Source organism: Dokdonella ginsengisoli, assembly GCF_042652785.1.
Lineage (GTDB): Bacteria > Pseudomonadota > Gammaproteobacteria > Xanthomonadales > Rhodanobacteraceae > Dokdonella_A > Dokdonella_A ginsengisoli.
The window spans coordinates 1-14817 of the sequence record NZ_JBHSHD010000019.1 but is presented as its reverse complement, the minus strand read 5'-3'; the positions used below and the strand labels follow the sequence as shown (position 1 = coordinate 14817).

The window sequence follows — 14817 nt, the reverse complement described above, 5'->3', positions numbered from 1 at the left end:
CATGTCCATGCCGAACATCCACACCGACAAGATCCTCATCCTCGACTTCGGCGCGCAGTACACGCAGCTGATCGCACGACGCATCCGCGAGATCGGCGTGTACTGCGAAATCTGGGCCTGGGATCACGACCCGGCCGAGATCGCCCGCTTCGGCGCGAAGGGCATCATCCTGTCCGGCGGTCCGGAATCGACCACGCTGGAAGGTGCACCCGTGGCGCCGCAGGCGGTGTTCGACAGCGGTCTGCCGATCCTGGGCATCTGCTACGGCATGCAGACCCTAGCCGCGCAGCTCGGGGGCGCGACCGAGGCGGCCGACGCGCGCGAGTTCGGCCACGCGCGCGTCGAGATCGTCGCGCAGGACCGGCTGCTGCACGGCCTGACCGACCATGCGCCGGCGCAGGCGCTCGACGTCTGGATGAGCCACGGCGACCACGTCGCCGCCGCGCCGCCGGGCTTCGTCGTGACGGCGAAGACCGAGCGCATCCCGGTCGCGGCGATGGCGAACGAGGACAGGCGCTGGTACGGCGTGCAGTTCCATCCGGAGGTCACGCACACCAGGCAGGGCACGGCGCTGCTGCAGCGCTTCGTCACCGAGATCTGCGGCTGCGCGACGCTGTGGACCGCGGCGCATATCATCGAGGACCAGATCGCGCGCGTGCGCGAGCAGGTCGGCGAGGACCGCGTGCTGCTGGCGCTGTCCGGCGGCGTCGATTCCTCGGTGGTCGCCGCGCTGCTGCATCGCGCGATCGGCGACCGCCTGACCTGCGTCTTCGTCGATACGGGCCTGCTGCGCTGGCAGGAAGGCGACCAGGTCATGGACATGTTCGCCGAGCACATGGGCGTGAACGTGATCCGCGTGAACGCTGCCGACCGCTACTACGCCGCGCTCGCCGGCGTCACCGATCCCGAAGCCAAGCGCAAGATCATCGGCCGCCTGTTCGTCGAGGTGTTCGACGAGGAAGCGCACAAGCTCGAAGGCGTGAAGTGGCTGGCGCAGGGCACAATCTACCCCGACGTGATCGAGTCCGCCGGCAGCAAGACCGGCAAGGCGCACGTGATCAAGTCGCATCACAACGTCGGCGGCCTGCCGGAGCAGATGAAGCTCAAGCTGGTCGAGCCGCTGCGCGAGCTGTTCAAGGACGAGGTGCGCCGCATCGGCGTCGAACTCGGCCTGCCGCGCAGCATGGTCTATCGCCATCCGTTCCCCGGCCCGGGCCTGGGCGTGCGCATCCTCGGCGAAGTCCGCCGCGAGTACGCGCAGATCCTCGCCCGCGCCGACGCGATCTTCATCGAGGAGCTGCGCAAGGCCGATCTCTACGACCGCACCAGCCAGGCCTTCGCCGTGTTCCTGCCGGTGAAGTCGGTCGGCGTGGTCGGCGACGCGCGCGCCTACGAGTGGGTGGTCGCGCTGCGCGCGGTGGAGACGATCGACTTCATGACCGCCCACTGGGCGCATCTGCCCTACGATTTTCTCGGCACCGTTTCCAGCCGGATCATCAACGAGATACCGAACATTTCTCGCGTGGTTTACGACATCAGCGGCAAGCCGCCGGCGACGATCGAGTGGGAGTGAAATCCGGTCGACGAGGCAATTGCTCCGGAAGAACTAGGCGTCTTGCATCGCCCGGTTGACGAACAGCGTGTCGGTGAATTGCTCGAAAGCCACGATCTGGCCGTCCTGCAACTTCCAGACGTGGGCCACACGAGCCTGCATTGCCTTGCCCGTGGCGCGGAAGGTGCCGTGGTAGGTTCCCACCCCGACGATCTGGTCGCCTCCGTCGATGAGGCTTTGCAGTTCAAAGCGATAGCCAATCCAGTCCCTGCCCAGAACGGCAAAGACGTTGTCGGCCACGGCTTGCGATCCTACCCATGTGCCTGCGCAGGGAAAGCCGGCCATCTCGGTCCAGCGCACCTGTGGCGACACGCAGGCCATCATCTTCTCGATGTCCCCCTGCGCCGACGCCGCGTAGTGGGCGCGAACGATGTCGATGTTGGTCGTCATCGCCTCAACCCCACTTCATCTCGCCCTTGGCGACCTTGGCCCCGATCTGCAGTGCCACGCCCATGCCCGCGTTCGGATAGCGCTTGGTCATGGCGGCGATCAGCGCGGCGCTGTCAGCGGCCTTGGCAAGCTCTTCCTCGAACGCCGCGAGATAGTCGCGGGTGTAGCGAACCGCCGTTGCGTCGGTCGCGGCGCTGGGCACCAAATGGCCGGGGACTACCACGGCAGGCTTGCGCGCAGCGATGGCGTCGAGCGTCTTGATCCATGCTGCACGTGCTGGCGCACCCTGCATGTCGGCCGTCCAGACGTGAACGCCGGAGAACAGCAGCACACCGCCGAAAACGGCATTGAGCGAGGGCGCCCAGATGTAGCGCCGGTTCTCCAGACCTTCGGCATCGACGATCTCAAGGGTCTGCCCTTCCAGGGTGAGGGCCCTGCCGTCGAAGGCTTCGGGCATCACGACGTCTGCCAGGACTTGTGGGCCGTTTTCCTTGAGCTGCGGACCCCAGGTCGCCAGCTTCTTCTCCACATTGGCCTTGATGGCCGCGATCGTGGCCGATGCGGCGATCACCTTGGCTTCGGGAAATGCGGCCTTGATGGGCGCAAGGCTGAAGTAGTAATCGGGATCGCTCTGGCTGATGTAGATGGCGGTGAGCTTCTTGCCGGTGGCCTTGATGGCTTCGGCGAGTGCCTTGCCATCGGGCAGCGTGAAGCCGCCATCGAGCAGGACGGCTTCGCGCGCGCCGGAAATCAGCACCGGGGCACGGAAGAAGCCGTTCTCGCCGGCGGGGAAGTGTTTCCAGGTCAGCTGGGTCGTCGCAGCCATGGCGGTTTTCACTCCTGGGAAGGCCGTCGCGACAGCCGCGGCGGCTACAGTTTTGATTGCGTCTCTTCGCGTCGTTGACATGGGGTCCGCTTTCTTCAAGGTTGAATGGACAGGGCTTGTCGGAACAAGACCGGCGGTGGGTTTGGGTTGCTCAGGCCGCTTCCAACTGACTGATCAGCGCCCGCGGGTTGGAATAGGCGGCAGCGTGATCGAGCAGCTGGCGCTTGGCGCCGGATCCGACGATCAGGGTAGGCACTCCACGGGCACCGAATTCCCGCATCAGCGCCTGGGCGCGGCTCATCCGCGCCTGGTTGGCTCCGAGCAGCTCCGCATCGGGGTGTGAAAGCTTCGCGGCCGCGTCGTCAAGGCCAAGCGCCCTGAGCAGATCGGCCAAGGTCGCCAGCGAGATGACGTCGTTGCCGTCCACATAGCGTGCATGCTGGATCGCCTCGAGCGCTTCGAGTTCTCGCGCGGGCTCGGTCAGCGACACGGCGGTCAATGCCACCGTGGCCGGACCGCTGTCGAACAGTTGCCGGCGGTCGCCAAGAATCCGGTCGCGATACTTCTCGGAAAAGCGTTGCCCGGTCAGACGTTCGATGCGCTGGTCGTTGGACCACGCGTAAGCCGCGAAGGCATCGTCCAGTGGCCTCGCGCCTTCGCCGGAGAACAGGCCTGTCGGCAGCAGCTCAAGACTGACGCCGCCAGATTCCAGCAGCCCGGAAACGGCGGGCGCCGCGCCATAGCACCAGCCACACAGCGGGTCGAACAGATAGTGCAGGGTCTTGTCCATGGGCGTCCTTATTCGTGATGGACTCATGGTAGGCATCATCGATTGACTGTTAAATACACACGTGATAAACGAAACGTATGTTAAAAACATACAATCTCGCCGAGAACAGCTTGGGAGGGCTTGGCAACCTGAGGCGACTGACCTATTTCGCGGCCGTCGTGGAGACCGGCTCTTTCACAGCGGCAGCACAGCGCCTGGGCATCACCAAGGCGGTGGTCAGCCAGCAGGTCGCCCGGCTGGAGAGCGAGTTCCGGACTTCGCTGCTGGTTCGCACCACGCGCAAGGTACAGCCTACCGAAACCGGGCAGGCCTTCTACCTGCGCTGCGCCATGATCCTGCGCGAAGCCGAGGATGCCTTCGACGAATTGGCCGAGGGATCGGCAGAGCCGTCCGGCACCTTGCGGCTGACAGCCCCGTTCGACTATGGGGTCGGCGTCGTCGTGCCGGTCATCGCCGCCTTCATGCAGCGCTATCGTGCATGCAAAGTCGACGCGATCCTGAGCGACCAGACGCTCGACATCATGTCCGGCAACATCGAACTGGCGATTCGGGTCGGCTGGCTGGCAGAGACCGGGTTGCAGGCGCGCAGGATCGGCACCTTCCGGCAATTGCTCGTGGCGTCACCCGCCATGGCGCCGCAACTCGCGCAACTCGCCAAACCGGAAGACATCGCCAAGCTTCCGTTTGTCGCCAACACTGCATTGCGTGATCACCTGCACTGGGACTTCTCGCTCAACGAGATCGAACGCCAAGACGTGACCGTGCAAGCATCCGTCTTTCTCGACGCGACGCTTGCCGTGCGCGGAGCCGTATGTCACGGCATGGGACTGTCTGTCCTCCCGGACTTCGCGGTTGAAGAGGATCTGACCGCGGGGCGCCTCATCCATGTGCTGCCGCAGTGGCGTTTGCCTTCCGGCGGCATCCATGCGGTGTTTCCGGCGGCGCGCTTTCGCCCGGTGAAGGTTCGGGCTTTCGTTGATTTGTTGGCGGACAGGGAGCAGCAACGGCAGGCCCTCAATGGGCCCACTGTGTAGACACCGGCAACCCCGGCAGGCGCCGTTGCGAACGGAACGCTTCCGGGATCAACGGCTGCAAGCCTGACCAATCAGTGTGGATAGCTGGATTTCCGATATTTGACGAATATCTTTTATTCGGGTAATTTTCTTTTACTCGAATTCCAGGTAAGCGCCATGTCGCCACGCCCCCAGATCCTGCTCACGGCCGCACAGCTCGGCTCGACCCTGCAGGCCGCCCGCAAGGCGCAGGGTTGGACCCAGGCGGAGCTGGCCGGCCGCATCGGGCTCAGCCAGTCGCGGGTTTCCCATCTGGAGCTGCACGCCGGGGAACTGAGCGTGGAGCAGCTGCTGGCCTGGTGCGCGGCGCTCGGCCTGGAACTGGCCGTCGGAACGCGCGGCGCATCGGCATCTTCTTCCGGCGGCCCGGCGGACTGGTGACGTGGGCCGCCGGTCGCACAGCCGCAGCCTGTCCGTGTGGACCAACGGCGTCCGCGTCGGGCGCTGGACGATTCCGGCGCGTGGCGAGACGGAGCTGCACTACGACGCGGAGTGGGTCGCCTCCGACGCCGGCCGGCCGCTGTCGCTGTCGCTGCCGTTCAACCTGCAGAACCTGCCGCTGAAGGGCGAGAGGGTCGCCAACTACTTCGACAACCTGCTGCCCGACAGCGACGCGATCCGCCGCCGCGTGGCCGAGCGCTTCCGCACCGGCTCAACTGATTCCTTCGCTCTGCTGCAGGCCGTCGGCCGCGAGTGCATCGGAGCGGTGCAACTGCTGGCGGAGGACGAAAGCCCGGAGGGTTTCGATCGCATCGAAGGCATCGCGCTGTCGGAGGAGGACGTCGAGCGGCATCTGATCGAGACGGTTTCGCCGCGCGCATTCGGCGCCGCCGGCGATCCGGATGCGGATTTCCGCATTTCGCTGGCCGGCGCGCAGGAGAAGACCGCGTTCCTGTGGTGGAACGGACGGTGGCACGCGCCGCGCGGCGCCACGCCGACCAGCCACATCTTCAAGCTTCCGCTCGGCCTGATGGGCGGGCGGCAGGCTGATTTCACGACCTCGGTCGACAACGAATGGCTGTGCCTGCGGCTGCTGAAGGCCTACGGGCTCGACGTCGCCGACGCCCGCATCGCGCGCTTCGGCCGGCAGCGCGTGCTGGTGGTCGAGCGCTTCGACCGGCGCGTCGCGCCCGACGGACGCTGGCTCATGCGGCTGCCGCAGGAGGACTTCTGCCAGGTCGAGGGGTGTTCGCCGCTGCGCAAGTACGAGAACGAGGGTGGGCCGGGCCTGCGCGCCCTGTTCACCACGCTGCGCCAGTCGGTGGACGCGGCGGCCGACATGAAGACGCTGATGGCCGCGCAGGTCCTGTTCTGGCTGCTGCGCGCGCCGGACGGACACGCCAAGAACTTCAGCCTGCGCCTCCTGCCGCGCGGCCGTTTCCGCCTGACGCGCCTGTACGACGTGATGTCGGCCTATCCGGTGCTGGGCGAGGGGCCGAACCAGTGGTCGCCGTACGACGTCAAGCTGGCGATGGCCCTGCTCGGCAAGAACCGGCACTACGCCATGCACGGCATCCGGCGCCGGCATTTCAACGACACTGCGCGCAAGGTCGGCTACGCGCCGACGGCCGAGCCGGTCATCGAGGAAATCCTGGCGCGCACGCCGGCGGCGATTGCCCAAGTGCGGGCGGAGCTGCCGGACGATTTTTCCCCGCGCGTCGCCGAGACGGTCCTGCGCGGCCTGGAGCAGGCGGCGGCCGCGCTCGAGGGAATGGCGGCCTAGCCGGTGCGAGTGCGGCAACGCATCGGCCTCGTCCTCGCCGCCTTCCACGTAGACTACCGCCGCGCGGCGCGACCGCGCGCTCCAGGAGAATGCCGATGACCGCGCAGCGCCCGCCACTGCCTCCCTTCACGCTCGAGACGGCGACGCAGAAGGTGCGCCTCGCCGAGGACGGCTGGAACGGCCGCGATCCCGAAAAGGTCGCGCTGGCCTACACCGTCGACAGCTATTGGCGCAATCGTGCCGAGTTCCTGCAGGGGCGCGAGGCGATCGTCGCGTTCCTCACGCGCAAGTGGCAGCGCGAGCTCGACTACCGCCTCATCAAGGAACTGTGGAGCTTCCGCGAGAATCGCATCGCGGTGCGCTTCGCCTACGAATGGCACGACGACAGCGGCAACTGGTTCCGTTCCTACGGCAACGAGAACTGGGAGTTCGACGAGAACGGACTGATGCGCCGCCGCCTGGCGAGCATCAACGACGCGCCGATCCGCGAGTCCGAGCGGCGCTACCACTGGCCGCTGGGCCGCCGCCCGGACGACCATCCCGGCCTCGGCGAGCTGGGTTTCTGAGTTGCACGCAGCCGTTCCGTTATCCTTGCGCATGGACGTTTCCGCCGAACTGCCGCCGCCCGATGCGGACGAGCGCGACCGCTACTGGATGGCCCGCGCGCTGGAGTGCGCGCGCCGCGCCGAAGCCGAGGGCGAAGTGCCGGTCGGCGCGGTGGTGGTGCTCGGCGGCGAAATCGTCGGCTCCGGCTGGAACCGCAACATCGGCGCGCACGATCCGAGCGCGCACGCGGAAATCGTCGCGCTGCGCGAGGCCGGGCGGCGGCTGGGCAACCATCGCCTGCTCGGCGCCGAGCTGTACGCCACGCTGGAACCGTGCGCGATGTGCGCCGGCGCGATCATCCACGCGCGCATCGCGCGGGTGATCTACGGCGCGGCCGATCCGAAGACCGGCGCGGCCGGCAGCGTCTTCGACATCCTGCTCGACGAACGGCACAATCACCGCGTCGCGCTGACGCCGGGCGTGCTGCGTGAGGAAGCCGCCGAGCTGCTGACCGGCTTCTTCCGCACGCGACGTTCCGCCGAGCGCTGTTCACAGGGGCCTGCATGAAGCTTGCGTCGTCGCGCATACCCGCGCGCCTGAACGTTGTCCTCGGCAGCGTGCTGCTCGGCCTGCACCTGCTGGTGCTGCTCGCGTTGCCGCTGCTGCCGCTGCCGACGGCGTGGGCCGCGGCGGCGCTGGCCGCTGTGGCGCTGCTGAGCCCGACCCTGTGGGCGCTGGTGCACGAGGCGATCCACGGCCTGCTGCTGCCGCAGCGGCGCTGGAACCAGCTCGGCGGCCGCGTGCTGGCGATCGCGTTCGGTGCGCCGCTGCGCGCGCTGCGCTTCGCGCATCTGCGCCATCATCGCTACAACCGCACGCCGTGGGGCCGCGACGAGGTCTACGATCCGGCCGAGCAGCCGCGCTGGTTCGCCTACGTGGCGCACTACGTGCGCATCACGTTCGGCCTGTACGCCGCCGAGCTCGCCGTGCTGCTGGCCTGCTGGCTGCCGCGCTCGCTGCTGCTGCCGCCGCTGCGCCGGGCCTGCCCGGACCTGCCCGACGGCAGCGCCGGCATGGCGACGATGCTCGAGCGCGACCTGCTCGCCGCGCAGGGCGTGCGCGAGATGCGCATCGACTCGCTCTGCGTGCTGGCGCTGTACGGCTCGGCGATCGCCTTGTACGGCAGCCGCGCCTGGCTGGTCGTCGGCTTCCTCGCGATCCGCGCATTCCTGGCCTCCCAGTTCGATCACGCGCCGCACCACGCCACGCCGCTGGAGCAGCGCGACCACGCGCTCAACCTGACCGCGCCGCGCTGGCTGCATCGCGTGCTGCTGAACTTCCCGCTGCACCGCACGCACCACCAGAACCCGAACCTGCCGTGGGTGGCGCTGCCCGAAGCGAGCACGTTCCAGCCCGGCGACGTGTCGTTCGTGCGCGGCGTGCTGCGCCAGTGGCGCGGCCCGGTCGCGGTCGGCGACGCGCCGCCGATGGACGTTCCTTCGCCGTTGCGCTGAGCAACGGTTCCGTCGCGGCGCGGAGCGCGCGCGCCACGCGGAAACGCAGAAGTCCGCCGGATCGTCGCGCCACGTGCCATTGCAGAGCGTGACGCGAGCGCCGAATCCGCGATCGATCGTCGCGCCCCGCGCATCATGTGGCCCCACAGGTGCGGACACTGGACCAAGCCCATCCTGGGGCATGCGAAGTGTCATGCCATGGCGGAAGAGAACTCGACCGTGAGGCCGTCGCCCTGTCCGACGGCCCGGGCGAACGTATCCCGAGCGGACGGCATGGAGTCGGAAGACGACGCGCCGTCGCTCGCGACCGGGAGCGGCGGACGCCGGGGATGGAGTGGCGCGGCGGAAGGAGCGGGATTCTTCCGCGGGAACGGCGCGGGACTCCTTGCGGGATTGTCCGCCATCCTGCCTATGACATGGGAAGGGGAGCATTCGCTGAGAAGGACTCATCCGTTACATGCGGCATTCCGGCAGCGCGGGACCGCATCTCATCCCATTCGAGGAAACCAACGCATGTCCAGCCGTCTTCTCGGCGCGATCCTTCTTGTCGCGGGCATCGCCGGCGCCGGCACCGCGTCATCCCATCCACTCTCGCCCGGACTCACCGCAGACGGTCGCACGGTCCCCATCCTCGCCGGCAGGGAGGACCCGGCGTGCGAGGAGGACTTCGACGACGTGCCCGAGCTGCTCGCCGTGGACGGCTGGCACGTGCAGGTCAACAGCAGCGGCGACCCGCCGTTTGGCGGTGTTCTGGCGCTCAACTGGAACTACGGCATCGACACCTACGGCTTCGGATCGCAGTCGGGCCGGCCGGGGTCGTACGTCGCCGCCAACCATCTCAGTGCAGGCGGCGCAGCGCCCGACGGCGGCGGCAACACGGCGAGCACCTGGCTGCTGACGCCGCGCATCGATTTCCAGCCGGGGGCGTCGCTGAGCTTCTACACGCGCTCCATCTGGTCCACGAGCGGATGGCCGGACCGGCTGTACGTGCGCCTGTGCAGCGGAGATCCGTGCACCGACGTCGGCAGCGGTCCGGACGACACCGGCGATTTCGGCAGTCCGCTGCTCGCGATCAATCCGAACCTGGTGCAGGCGATCGACCCGACCGGCGAGAACGGCTATCCGATCGACTGGACGCGCTTCGACATCGAGGACCTGCCGGAGTCGGGCAGTGGGCGCATCGCGTTCCAGTACCACGTCACCGACGTGGAGGACTATTTCGCGGGCGTCGGACACAACGGGACCGTCGCGGCGATCGACAGCGTCGCGCTGCACGGCGTGGACCGGTGCCCGCTTCGTCACGACAAGCTGTTCGCGAACGCGTTCGAAGGCGCGATCGACCCGCTCGCGATCACGCAGAACGCCGACACCACCCAGATCGTCAACGACATCACGCCATCCTGCTATCAGGGACCGACTTCGTGGCTGCGTCGGTTCGACCTGGCAGGCCAGCACGGATTGTCGGGCGCGGTTCACGTCGCCGCGGTCGACTTCGGCATCGATGTCACGCGCAGCAACCAGAACGTCGGCGTGAGGCTGCACTCGATCCCACGCGGGGCCGAGCTCAGGTGGGAGAACATGACCCTCGTCGGCTCGTCGGTCGTCGCCGTCGGCGTCGATGAGGACGGCACCGTCAAGCGGGCCGAGGTCACCGGCGCCATTCCGGATGCGGGTACGGCGGATCTCGTCGTCGAGGTGTCCGCAGGGCCGTACGGCGGGGACTTTTTCATGGGCTCCAACACGGCGCCGCAGACCGGACCGAGCTACATCGCCTTTCCGGTGTCGCAGACGTGCTCGATAGACGTGACCGATCCCGTTCTCGATCCGACTCAGCCGACCGACATGTCCCCGTACGTGCCCGACACGCATCTGCTCATGGTGGTCCACCTCGCGGATACGGCCAACGGCGCACCCGGAGTCGTGCAGTGACGCGACATCGATGAACGTCGTCACCTCGACGACACCCCGCGGTCGACACGGCGGCGGGGTATCGGATGCCCGGCGCACTCCATCGTTGCGATCCGCCGCGCCGCCGGGCGGCGAGCCGTCTGGACAGCGGTCGCGTGCGCCAACACTATGGTCGGGGTCGATGGTCGCAGCGAACCCGCCCGTGCAAGAGGAGATCACCGCGCTGCTGGCGCGCGCGCGCGCCGGCGAGCGCGACGCGTGGGAGCGCCTTCTGCGGCGGCACTATGCCGACATCAAGCGACTGGCGCGGCGCCAGCTGGCGCAGGGGGCGACGATGCCCACGCTCAATACGACCGGACTGGTCAACGAGTGGTACGTGCGCGTCGCCGAGGCGGGCGAAGGAATCCCGGAAGAACGTCGCCATTTCTTCGCGCTGACCGCGCGCATCATGCGCCAGGTGATCTGCGCGTACGCGCGCGAGCGTGCCGCCGAGAAGCGGGGCGGCAACCAGCAACGGGTCGACATGGGCCTGGTCGACGAGGAGATCGGAGAGGAAGCCAACCGGTTCGTCGCGCTCGACCAGGCGCTTGACCGACTGGCGGCCGAACACGCGGACATGGTCCGCGTCATCGAATGCCGGTTCTTCGCCGGCATGACGGAACCCGAAACCTCGGACACGGTTGGAATCCCGTTGCGGACCGTCCAATGGTTGTGGTCGCAGGCGCGCGAGCGCCTCGCGCACATCCTGGAATCGCCGTGAACACGCTGACCTTCGAGCCCGGCGGCGCGCTTCGAAGCCGCCTCGTCGCCTCCATGCTCGCCGATGATCCGGCTCTGCTTCAGCCCGGCAGCCGGGTCGGCCCGTTTCGTGTCCTTCGTCGACTCGGCCACGGCGGACTCGGTGTCGTCTATCTGGCCGAGCGAGCCGACGGGGCGTTCGAGCAGGAAGTCGCGCTGAAGGTGATCGCACCCCAGGCGGAGCCGGCCACCGCCGAAGCACTGCTGGTGCGCGAACGAAAGCTCCTGGCGCGCCTGATCCACCCCAACATCGCGCGCCTGCTCGACGGCGGGAGCAGCGAAAGCGGGTTGCTCTGGTTCGCCATGGAACGGGTCGAGGGCGAGCGCATCGACCACTATTGCCGGCGCGCGGAGCTCGACGCACGCCAGCGCGTCGCCCTCTTCGAGGTCGTGTGCAGCGCCGTCGTGCATGCGCATGCGCGACTCGTCGTTCACCGTGACATCAAGCCGTCGAACATTCTGGTCGACGTCACGGGTGCGCCGAAGCTTCTCGATTTCGGCATCGCGGCCGCGCTCGACGAGGCGATCGACACGCCCGCCCGGACGGCCGCCACGCCGGCGTATGCCAGCCCGGAGCAGGTCCGCGGCGAGCCGGCGGGCGTCTTGCAGGACGTCTACCAGCTGGGACGATTGCTCGAAACCGTGCTCGGCACGACCCGGCCGGATGCGGATCTCGCGGCCATTTGCCGGCGCGCGGTGGCCGATCAGCCCGAGGCGCGCTACCCGACCGTCGAGAGTCTGCGAGCCGACGTGCGCGCCTATCTGGCCCGGCGTCCGGTCTCGGCTCGTGCCGGCGGCGTGGCGTACCGGGTCGGCCGGTTGATTCGGCGGCGGCGGGCCGCCGTCGTCGGGATCACGGCCGCTGCTGCGCTCGTGTGTGCAATGGTGGTCGCCTTTCTCTGGCGGCTCGAGCACGCGCGCGTACGCGCCGAACGCGAGGCCACGACGGCCCGTCACGTCAGCGGATTTCTGGCGAGCCTGTTCGAGCAGGCCGATCCCGCCGCCAATCACGGCCGAAAGCCTGATGCAGATGAGCTGCTGTCGATGGGAGCGGAGCGGATCGGCATCGAGTTGCAGTCCGAACCGGAGGTCATGGGCGAATTGCTGACGACGCTGGGCGTCGTCTATCTGAAGCTGGACGACAATCATCATGCGGCGCCGCTGCTGGAGCGGGCCGTTGCCGTCGCCGAGGAAACCGGCGCACCGGCCTTGCAGTTTGCTCGCCGCTGCTGGCTCCTGGCGATGGCGATCGGGCAGACCGAGGGGCAGCGAGCGGACGTGCTGCTCGCCCGTGCGAGTGCGCTGGTGGAAAAGGACGCGGCACGCGCCGGGTCGGAGTCCGCCGGGCTCTACAACCGCATCCTGCACGCACAGGCCACGCGCGACGGCGCGCGCGGCGATACGGACGGCAAGCTGCGCCGTTTGCGCAAAGCCGTGGATCACGCGCGCAGCGCCTTGCCCGTCGGCGATCCGGCGACCACCGTCGACATCCTGACCCTGGGCCAGGAGCTGCTGGATACCTCCCACCATCAAGACGCGATGCCGCTCCTCTCCGAAGCGCTGGCGCTGGCGAAGGAGCATCAAGGCATCCGTCATCCCTACACGCTCAAGGCGCAGGCGATCATGGCATCGGCGCTCGACCACGACGGGCAGCATGCCGCTGCCATCGAACTCATGGACGAGGCGCTGACCGCGACGGGTGACCTGTACGGGGAGCAGTCTTCGCCCTATGCCGTCCTGCTGATCCAGAAGGGATCGATCGCGATCCATCGGGAGGCCTACGATGCGGCGGTTCCGGCCTTGCTGCGGGCACTGGAAATCAACGAAGCGCTGCCTCCGGAGAACGACGTCAGCAGCGTCGACGCATTGGAGATGCTGGGCGATGTCGCGATGACGCGAGGCGACCTGACGTCCGCCGAGACGTGGTACCGCCGGATGCTCGCCCGCAACGACGGCGGGCGACACGCGCAGGTCGCGGACACGGGCCAGCGGACACTCAAGCTCGCCATGACGCTGGCGAAGTCGGGACGGTGCGAGGAAGCCGCGACGGTCTTGCAATCGCGCCGCTCGCACACGGCGCTGCCTTCATGCGACGAGCTCTCCCGGAAATGATCCGATGCGCACGATTGCCGGCGAAGGATTCACCGGATTGGACGTTGCGGACATCGGCCGGTGGCGTGCCGACGGTTCCGCGCCGGCGGCGCCCCGGAAGTCGCACGCGGCATGGAGCTGACCTGCGTCGGTTTTTTGTAGCCAATCAGGATGTGAGTCCGAGGGTCATGTTGGCCGTTTCGCGCCACGCTCGGCGCACCGTCGCCGGCGGCTGATAGCGATGGGCGCTGTGGGGTCGTCGCTCGTTGTAGAACCGCCGCCATCGTTCGATCAGCACACGCGCCTCGGCGCGGCTGCGGAACCACTCACGGTTGAGCAGTTCGTCGCGCAGCTTGCTGTTGAAGCTCTCGCCGATGCCGTTCTGCCAAGGACTTCCCGGCGCGATGAAGGCCGGCCCGATGGCCTGATCGCGCAACCAGCGCATGACCTTGGCGGCAGTGAACTCGCCAGATACTCGCGCGTGTATTCGTCGGCAACGCACAGGAGCTTGAGCACGCGGCCGTCGACGAGCTGATCGTGCACGAAGTCGATGCCGCCATGCGCCGGTAGCCGAAGCGCGGCACCTCCTGCGCGGCACCGATCAACCGATCGCCGAGCACGCGATCCTTGTCCGGTTGCCGCAGGACGTAGCCGGCGACCCGACGGCTCAGGCCCAGATAGCGACAGGCCCTGCGTTGCGATACGCCCCGGCGAGTCAGGTGCGCGAGCGCCTGCCGTCGTCCCGACGGGGCCGTCATTTTTTTGGCTGAATTCCTTCAGCCCATCAATCACCAGCATCTGTTCGGCCACCAGTCGCTTGAGCTTGGCGTTCTCCGCTTCGAGGTCCTTCAGGCGACGTGCGTCCGGCACATCCATCCCGCCGTACTTGTTGCGCCAGCGGTAGAGCGTCTGTTCGATGATGTTGTGCTGGCGGCAGACCTCGCGGATCGAGGTCTCGCCGCGTTCCGCTTCGCGCAAGATGCGGATGATCTGTTCTTCGCTGTGCCGCTTTTTCATCGAGTTCTCCTTGCCGTAGGGTAAGAGAACTCACATACCGATTGGCTACACGAAACGTCTCAGGTCACGGCTTCGAACATCTGGAGTACTGGGAGCGAGAGCACGAAGCGCTACGTATTCTCATGGAGAAGGAACGGGCGGCAACGCTCGGGCGCTCAGACCAATAGCGACGTACCAACCTCAGCGCGAATCTCTTCGGCATCCACGCTATCAGGAACGCTTGGCCGGATGCATGAGCGCGCGGTACTTGGAGCCCTCCTTGCAACGACCGGGGCGCGAGGGCTGCGATGGGCGTACGATGTGGCGCCTGCGCCGCCTCGTCGAGACTCCCATGCACGCGACTGGAAGCGTTCACCGCTCGTTTCCGAAGCGGCCATTGGTGGCGGCGCTCGCCACCATGTTCACCACCGCTCCGCTTGCACATGACGCGCATGCGCACGCACCGGCTGCGGCCCGCATCGGCTCGACCCTCTCGGTCACCACGTGCAGCGAAAGCGCATTGCGCGACGCCGTCGAGGGCGCTTCCAAT

General features: G+C 67.6%; 14 protein-coding genes and 2 pseudogenes. 11 read left to right on the top strand and 5 right to left on the bottom strand.

What is annotated here, in order from left to right:
- Positions 1 to 7: 7 nt before the first annotated feature.
- Positions 8 to 1573, top strand: a complete 1566-nt coding sequence (guaA, locus tag ACFO6Q_RS19775; RefSeq protein WP_380022926.1) for a glutamine-hydrolyzing GMP synthase — start codon at positions 8 to 10, stop codon at positions 1571 to 1573.
- A gap of 33 nt (positions 1574 to 1606) precedes the next feature.
- On the opposite strand, the gene ACFO6Q_RS19770 is transcribed toward guaA, so the two are convergent.
- The 3 genes from ACFO6Q_RS19770 to ACFO6Q_RS19760 form a co-directional block, all read right to left on the bottom strand.
- Positions 1607 to 2002, bottom strand: a complete 396-nt coding sequence (locus ACFO6Q_RS19770) for a nuclear transport factor 2 family protein (RefSeq protein ID WP_380022925.1) — start codon at positions 2000 to 2002, stop codon at positions 1607 to 1609.
- A 4-nt stretch (positions 2003 to 2006) separates the two neighbouring features.
- Positions 2007 to 2828, bottom strand: a complete 822-nt coding sequence (locus ACFO6Q_RS19765) for an MBL fold metallo-hydrolase (RefSeq protein ID WP_380022923.1) — start codon at positions 2826 to 2828, stop codon at positions 2007 to 2009.
- Positions 2829 to 2979: 151 nt separating this feature from the next.
- Positions 2980 to 3618, bottom strand: coding sequence for a DsbA family protein (locus ACFO6Q_RS19760; RefSeq protein WP_380022921.1), 639 nt, complete (start codon positions 3616 to 3618; stop codon positions 2980 to 2982).
- A 77-nt stretch (positions 3619 to 3695) separates the two neighbouring features.
- On the opposite strand from ACFO6Q_RS19760, the gene ACFO6Q_RS19755 reads away from it, so the two are divergent.
- The 9 genes from ACFO6Q_RS19755 to ACFO6Q_RS19715 all read left to right on the top strand — a co-directional run bounded on the left by ACFO6Q_RS19755 (position 3696) and on the right by ACFO6Q_RS19715 (position 13292).
- Positions 3696 to 4652 carry a LysR family transcriptional regulator gene (locus tag ACFO6Q_RS19755; protein ID WP_380022920.1) on the top strand — a complete coding sequence of 319 codons (957 nt, stop codon included), beginning with the start codon at positions 3696 to 3698 and terminating at the stop codon, positions 4650 to 4652.
- A 156-nt stretch (positions 4653 to 4808) separates the two neighbouring features.
- On the top strand, positions 4809 to 5072 hold the full coding sequence (locus ACFO6Q_RS19750; protein ID WP_380022919.1) for a helix-turn-helix domain-containing protein: 264 nt from the start codon (positions 4809 to 4811) through the stop codon (positions 5070 to 5072).
- Between the two features lies 1 nt (position 5073).
- Entirely contained in the window at positions 5074 to 6414 is a 1341-nt protein-coding gene (locus tag ACFO6Q_RS19745) for a type II toxin-antitoxin system HipA family toxin (protein ID WP_380022918.1), read from the top strand.
- An 89-nt stretch (positions 6415 to 6503) separates the two neighbouring features.
- Complete coding sequence (locus ACFO6Q_RS19740; protein WP_380022916.1) at positions 6504 to 6980, top strand: nuclear transport factor 2 family protein; 477 nt, start codon at positions 6504 to 6506, stop codon at positions 6978 to 6980.
- A 31-nt stretch (positions 6981 to 7011) separates the two neighbouring features.
- Positions 7012 to 7527 carry a tRNA adenosine(34) deaminase TadA gene (gene tadA, locus ACFO6Q_RS19735; protein ID WP_380022914.1) on the top strand — a complete coding sequence of 172 codons (516 nt, stop codon included), beginning with the start codon at positions 7012 to 7014 and terminating at the stop codon, positions 7525 to 7527.
- On the top strand, positions 7524 to 8474 hold the full coding sequence (locus tag ACFO6Q_RS19730; RefSeq protein WP_380022912.1) for a fatty acid desaturase family protein: 951 nt from the start codon (positions 7524 to 7526) through the stop codon (positions 8472 to 8474). Before tadA ends, ACFO6Q_RS19730 begins: the two co-directional genes overlap by 4 nt.
- Positions 8475 to 8747: 273 nt before the next feature.
- A complete protein-coding gene (locus ACFO6Q_RS19725; protein ID WP_380022911.1) occupies positions 8748 to 10403 on the top strand; it encodes a choice-of-anchor J domain-containing protein in 1656 nt (551 codons plus the stop codon).
- A 181-nt stretch (positions 10404 to 10584) separates the two neighbouring features.
- On the top strand, positions 10585 to 11142 hold the full coding sequence (locus tag ACFO6Q_RS19720) for an ECF-type sigma factor (RefSeq protein ID WP_380022910.1): 558 nt from the start codon (positions 10585 to 10587) through the stop codon (positions 11140 to 11142).
- A complete protein-coding gene (locus tag ACFO6Q_RS19715) occupies positions 11139 to 13292 on the top strand; it encodes a protein kinase domain-containing protein (protein WP_380022909.1) in 2154 nt (717 codons plus the stop codon). The genes ACFO6Q_RS19720 and ACFO6Q_RS19715 overlap by 4 nt, the downstream gene beginning before the upstream one ends.
- Positions 13293 to 13437: 145 nt before the next feature.
- On the opposite strand, the pseudogene ACFO6Q_RS20095 reads toward ACFO6Q_RS19715, so the two are convergent.
- A pseudogene (locus ACFO6Q_RS20095) lies at positions 13438 to 13737 on the bottom strand (integrase core domain-containing protein); the annotation flags it as partial.
- 398 nt (positions 13738 to 14135) lie between these two features.
- Positions 14136 to 14288: pseudogene (locus ACFO6Q_RS20090) on the bottom strand (transposase); the annotation flags it as partial.
- Positions 14289 to 14619: 331 nt separating this feature from the next.
- Between ACFO6Q_RS20090 and ACFO6Q_RS19705 the strand changes: the two are divergent.
- Positions 14620 to 14817: hypothetical protein (locus tag ACFO6Q_RS19705; RefSeq protein ID WP_380022907.1), on the top strand; the 198-nt coding region annotated here is incomplete at its 3' end.

What these genes read in the sequence shown, in the direction of transcription:
- guaA (WP_380022926.1), top strand. Translation starts at nt 8, where the DNA reads ATGCCGAACATCCACACCGACAAGATCCTCATCCTCGACTTCGGCGCG.
- ACFO6Q_RS19770 (WP_380022925.1), bottom strand. Translation starts at nt 2,002, where the DNA reads ATGACGACCAACATCGACATCGTTCGCGCCCACTACGCGGCGTCGGCG.
- ACFO6Q_RS19765 (WP_380022923.1), bottom strand. Translation starts at nt 2,828, where the DNA reads ATGGCTGCGACGACCCAGCTGACCTGGAAACACTTCCCCGCCGGCGAG.
- ACFO6Q_RS19760 (WP_380022921.1), bottom strand. Translation starts at nt 3,618, where the DNA reads ATGGACAAGACCCTGCACTATCTGTTCGACCCGCTGTGTGGCTGGTGC.
- ACFO6Q_RS19755 (WP_380022920.1), top strand. Translation starts at nt 3,696, where the DNA reads ATGTTAAAAACATACAATCTCGCCGAGAACAGCTTGGGAGGGCTTGGC.
- ACFO6Q_RS19750 (WP_380022919.1), top strand. Translation starts at nt 4,809, where the DNA reads ATGTCGCCACGCCCCCAGATCCTGCTCACGGCCGCACAGCTCGGCTCG.
- ACFO6Q_RS19740 (WP_380022916.1), top strand. Translation starts at nt 6,504, where the DNA reads ATGCCGATGACCGCGCAGCGCCCGCCACTGCCTCCCTTCACGCTCGAG.
- tadA (WP_380022914.1), top strand. Translation starts at nt 7,012, where the DNA reads ATGGACGTTTCCGCCGAACTGCCGCCGCCCGATGCGGACGAGCGCGAC.
- ACFO6Q_RS19730 (WP_380022912.1), top strand. Translation starts at nt 7,524, where the DNA reads ATGAAGCTTGCGTCGTCGCGCATACCCGCGCGCCTGAACGTTGTCCTC.
- ACFO6Q_RS19725 (WP_380022911.1), top strand. Translation starts at nt 8,748, where the DNA reads ATGGAGTCGGAAGACGACGCGCCGTCGCTCGCGACCGGGAGCGGCGGA.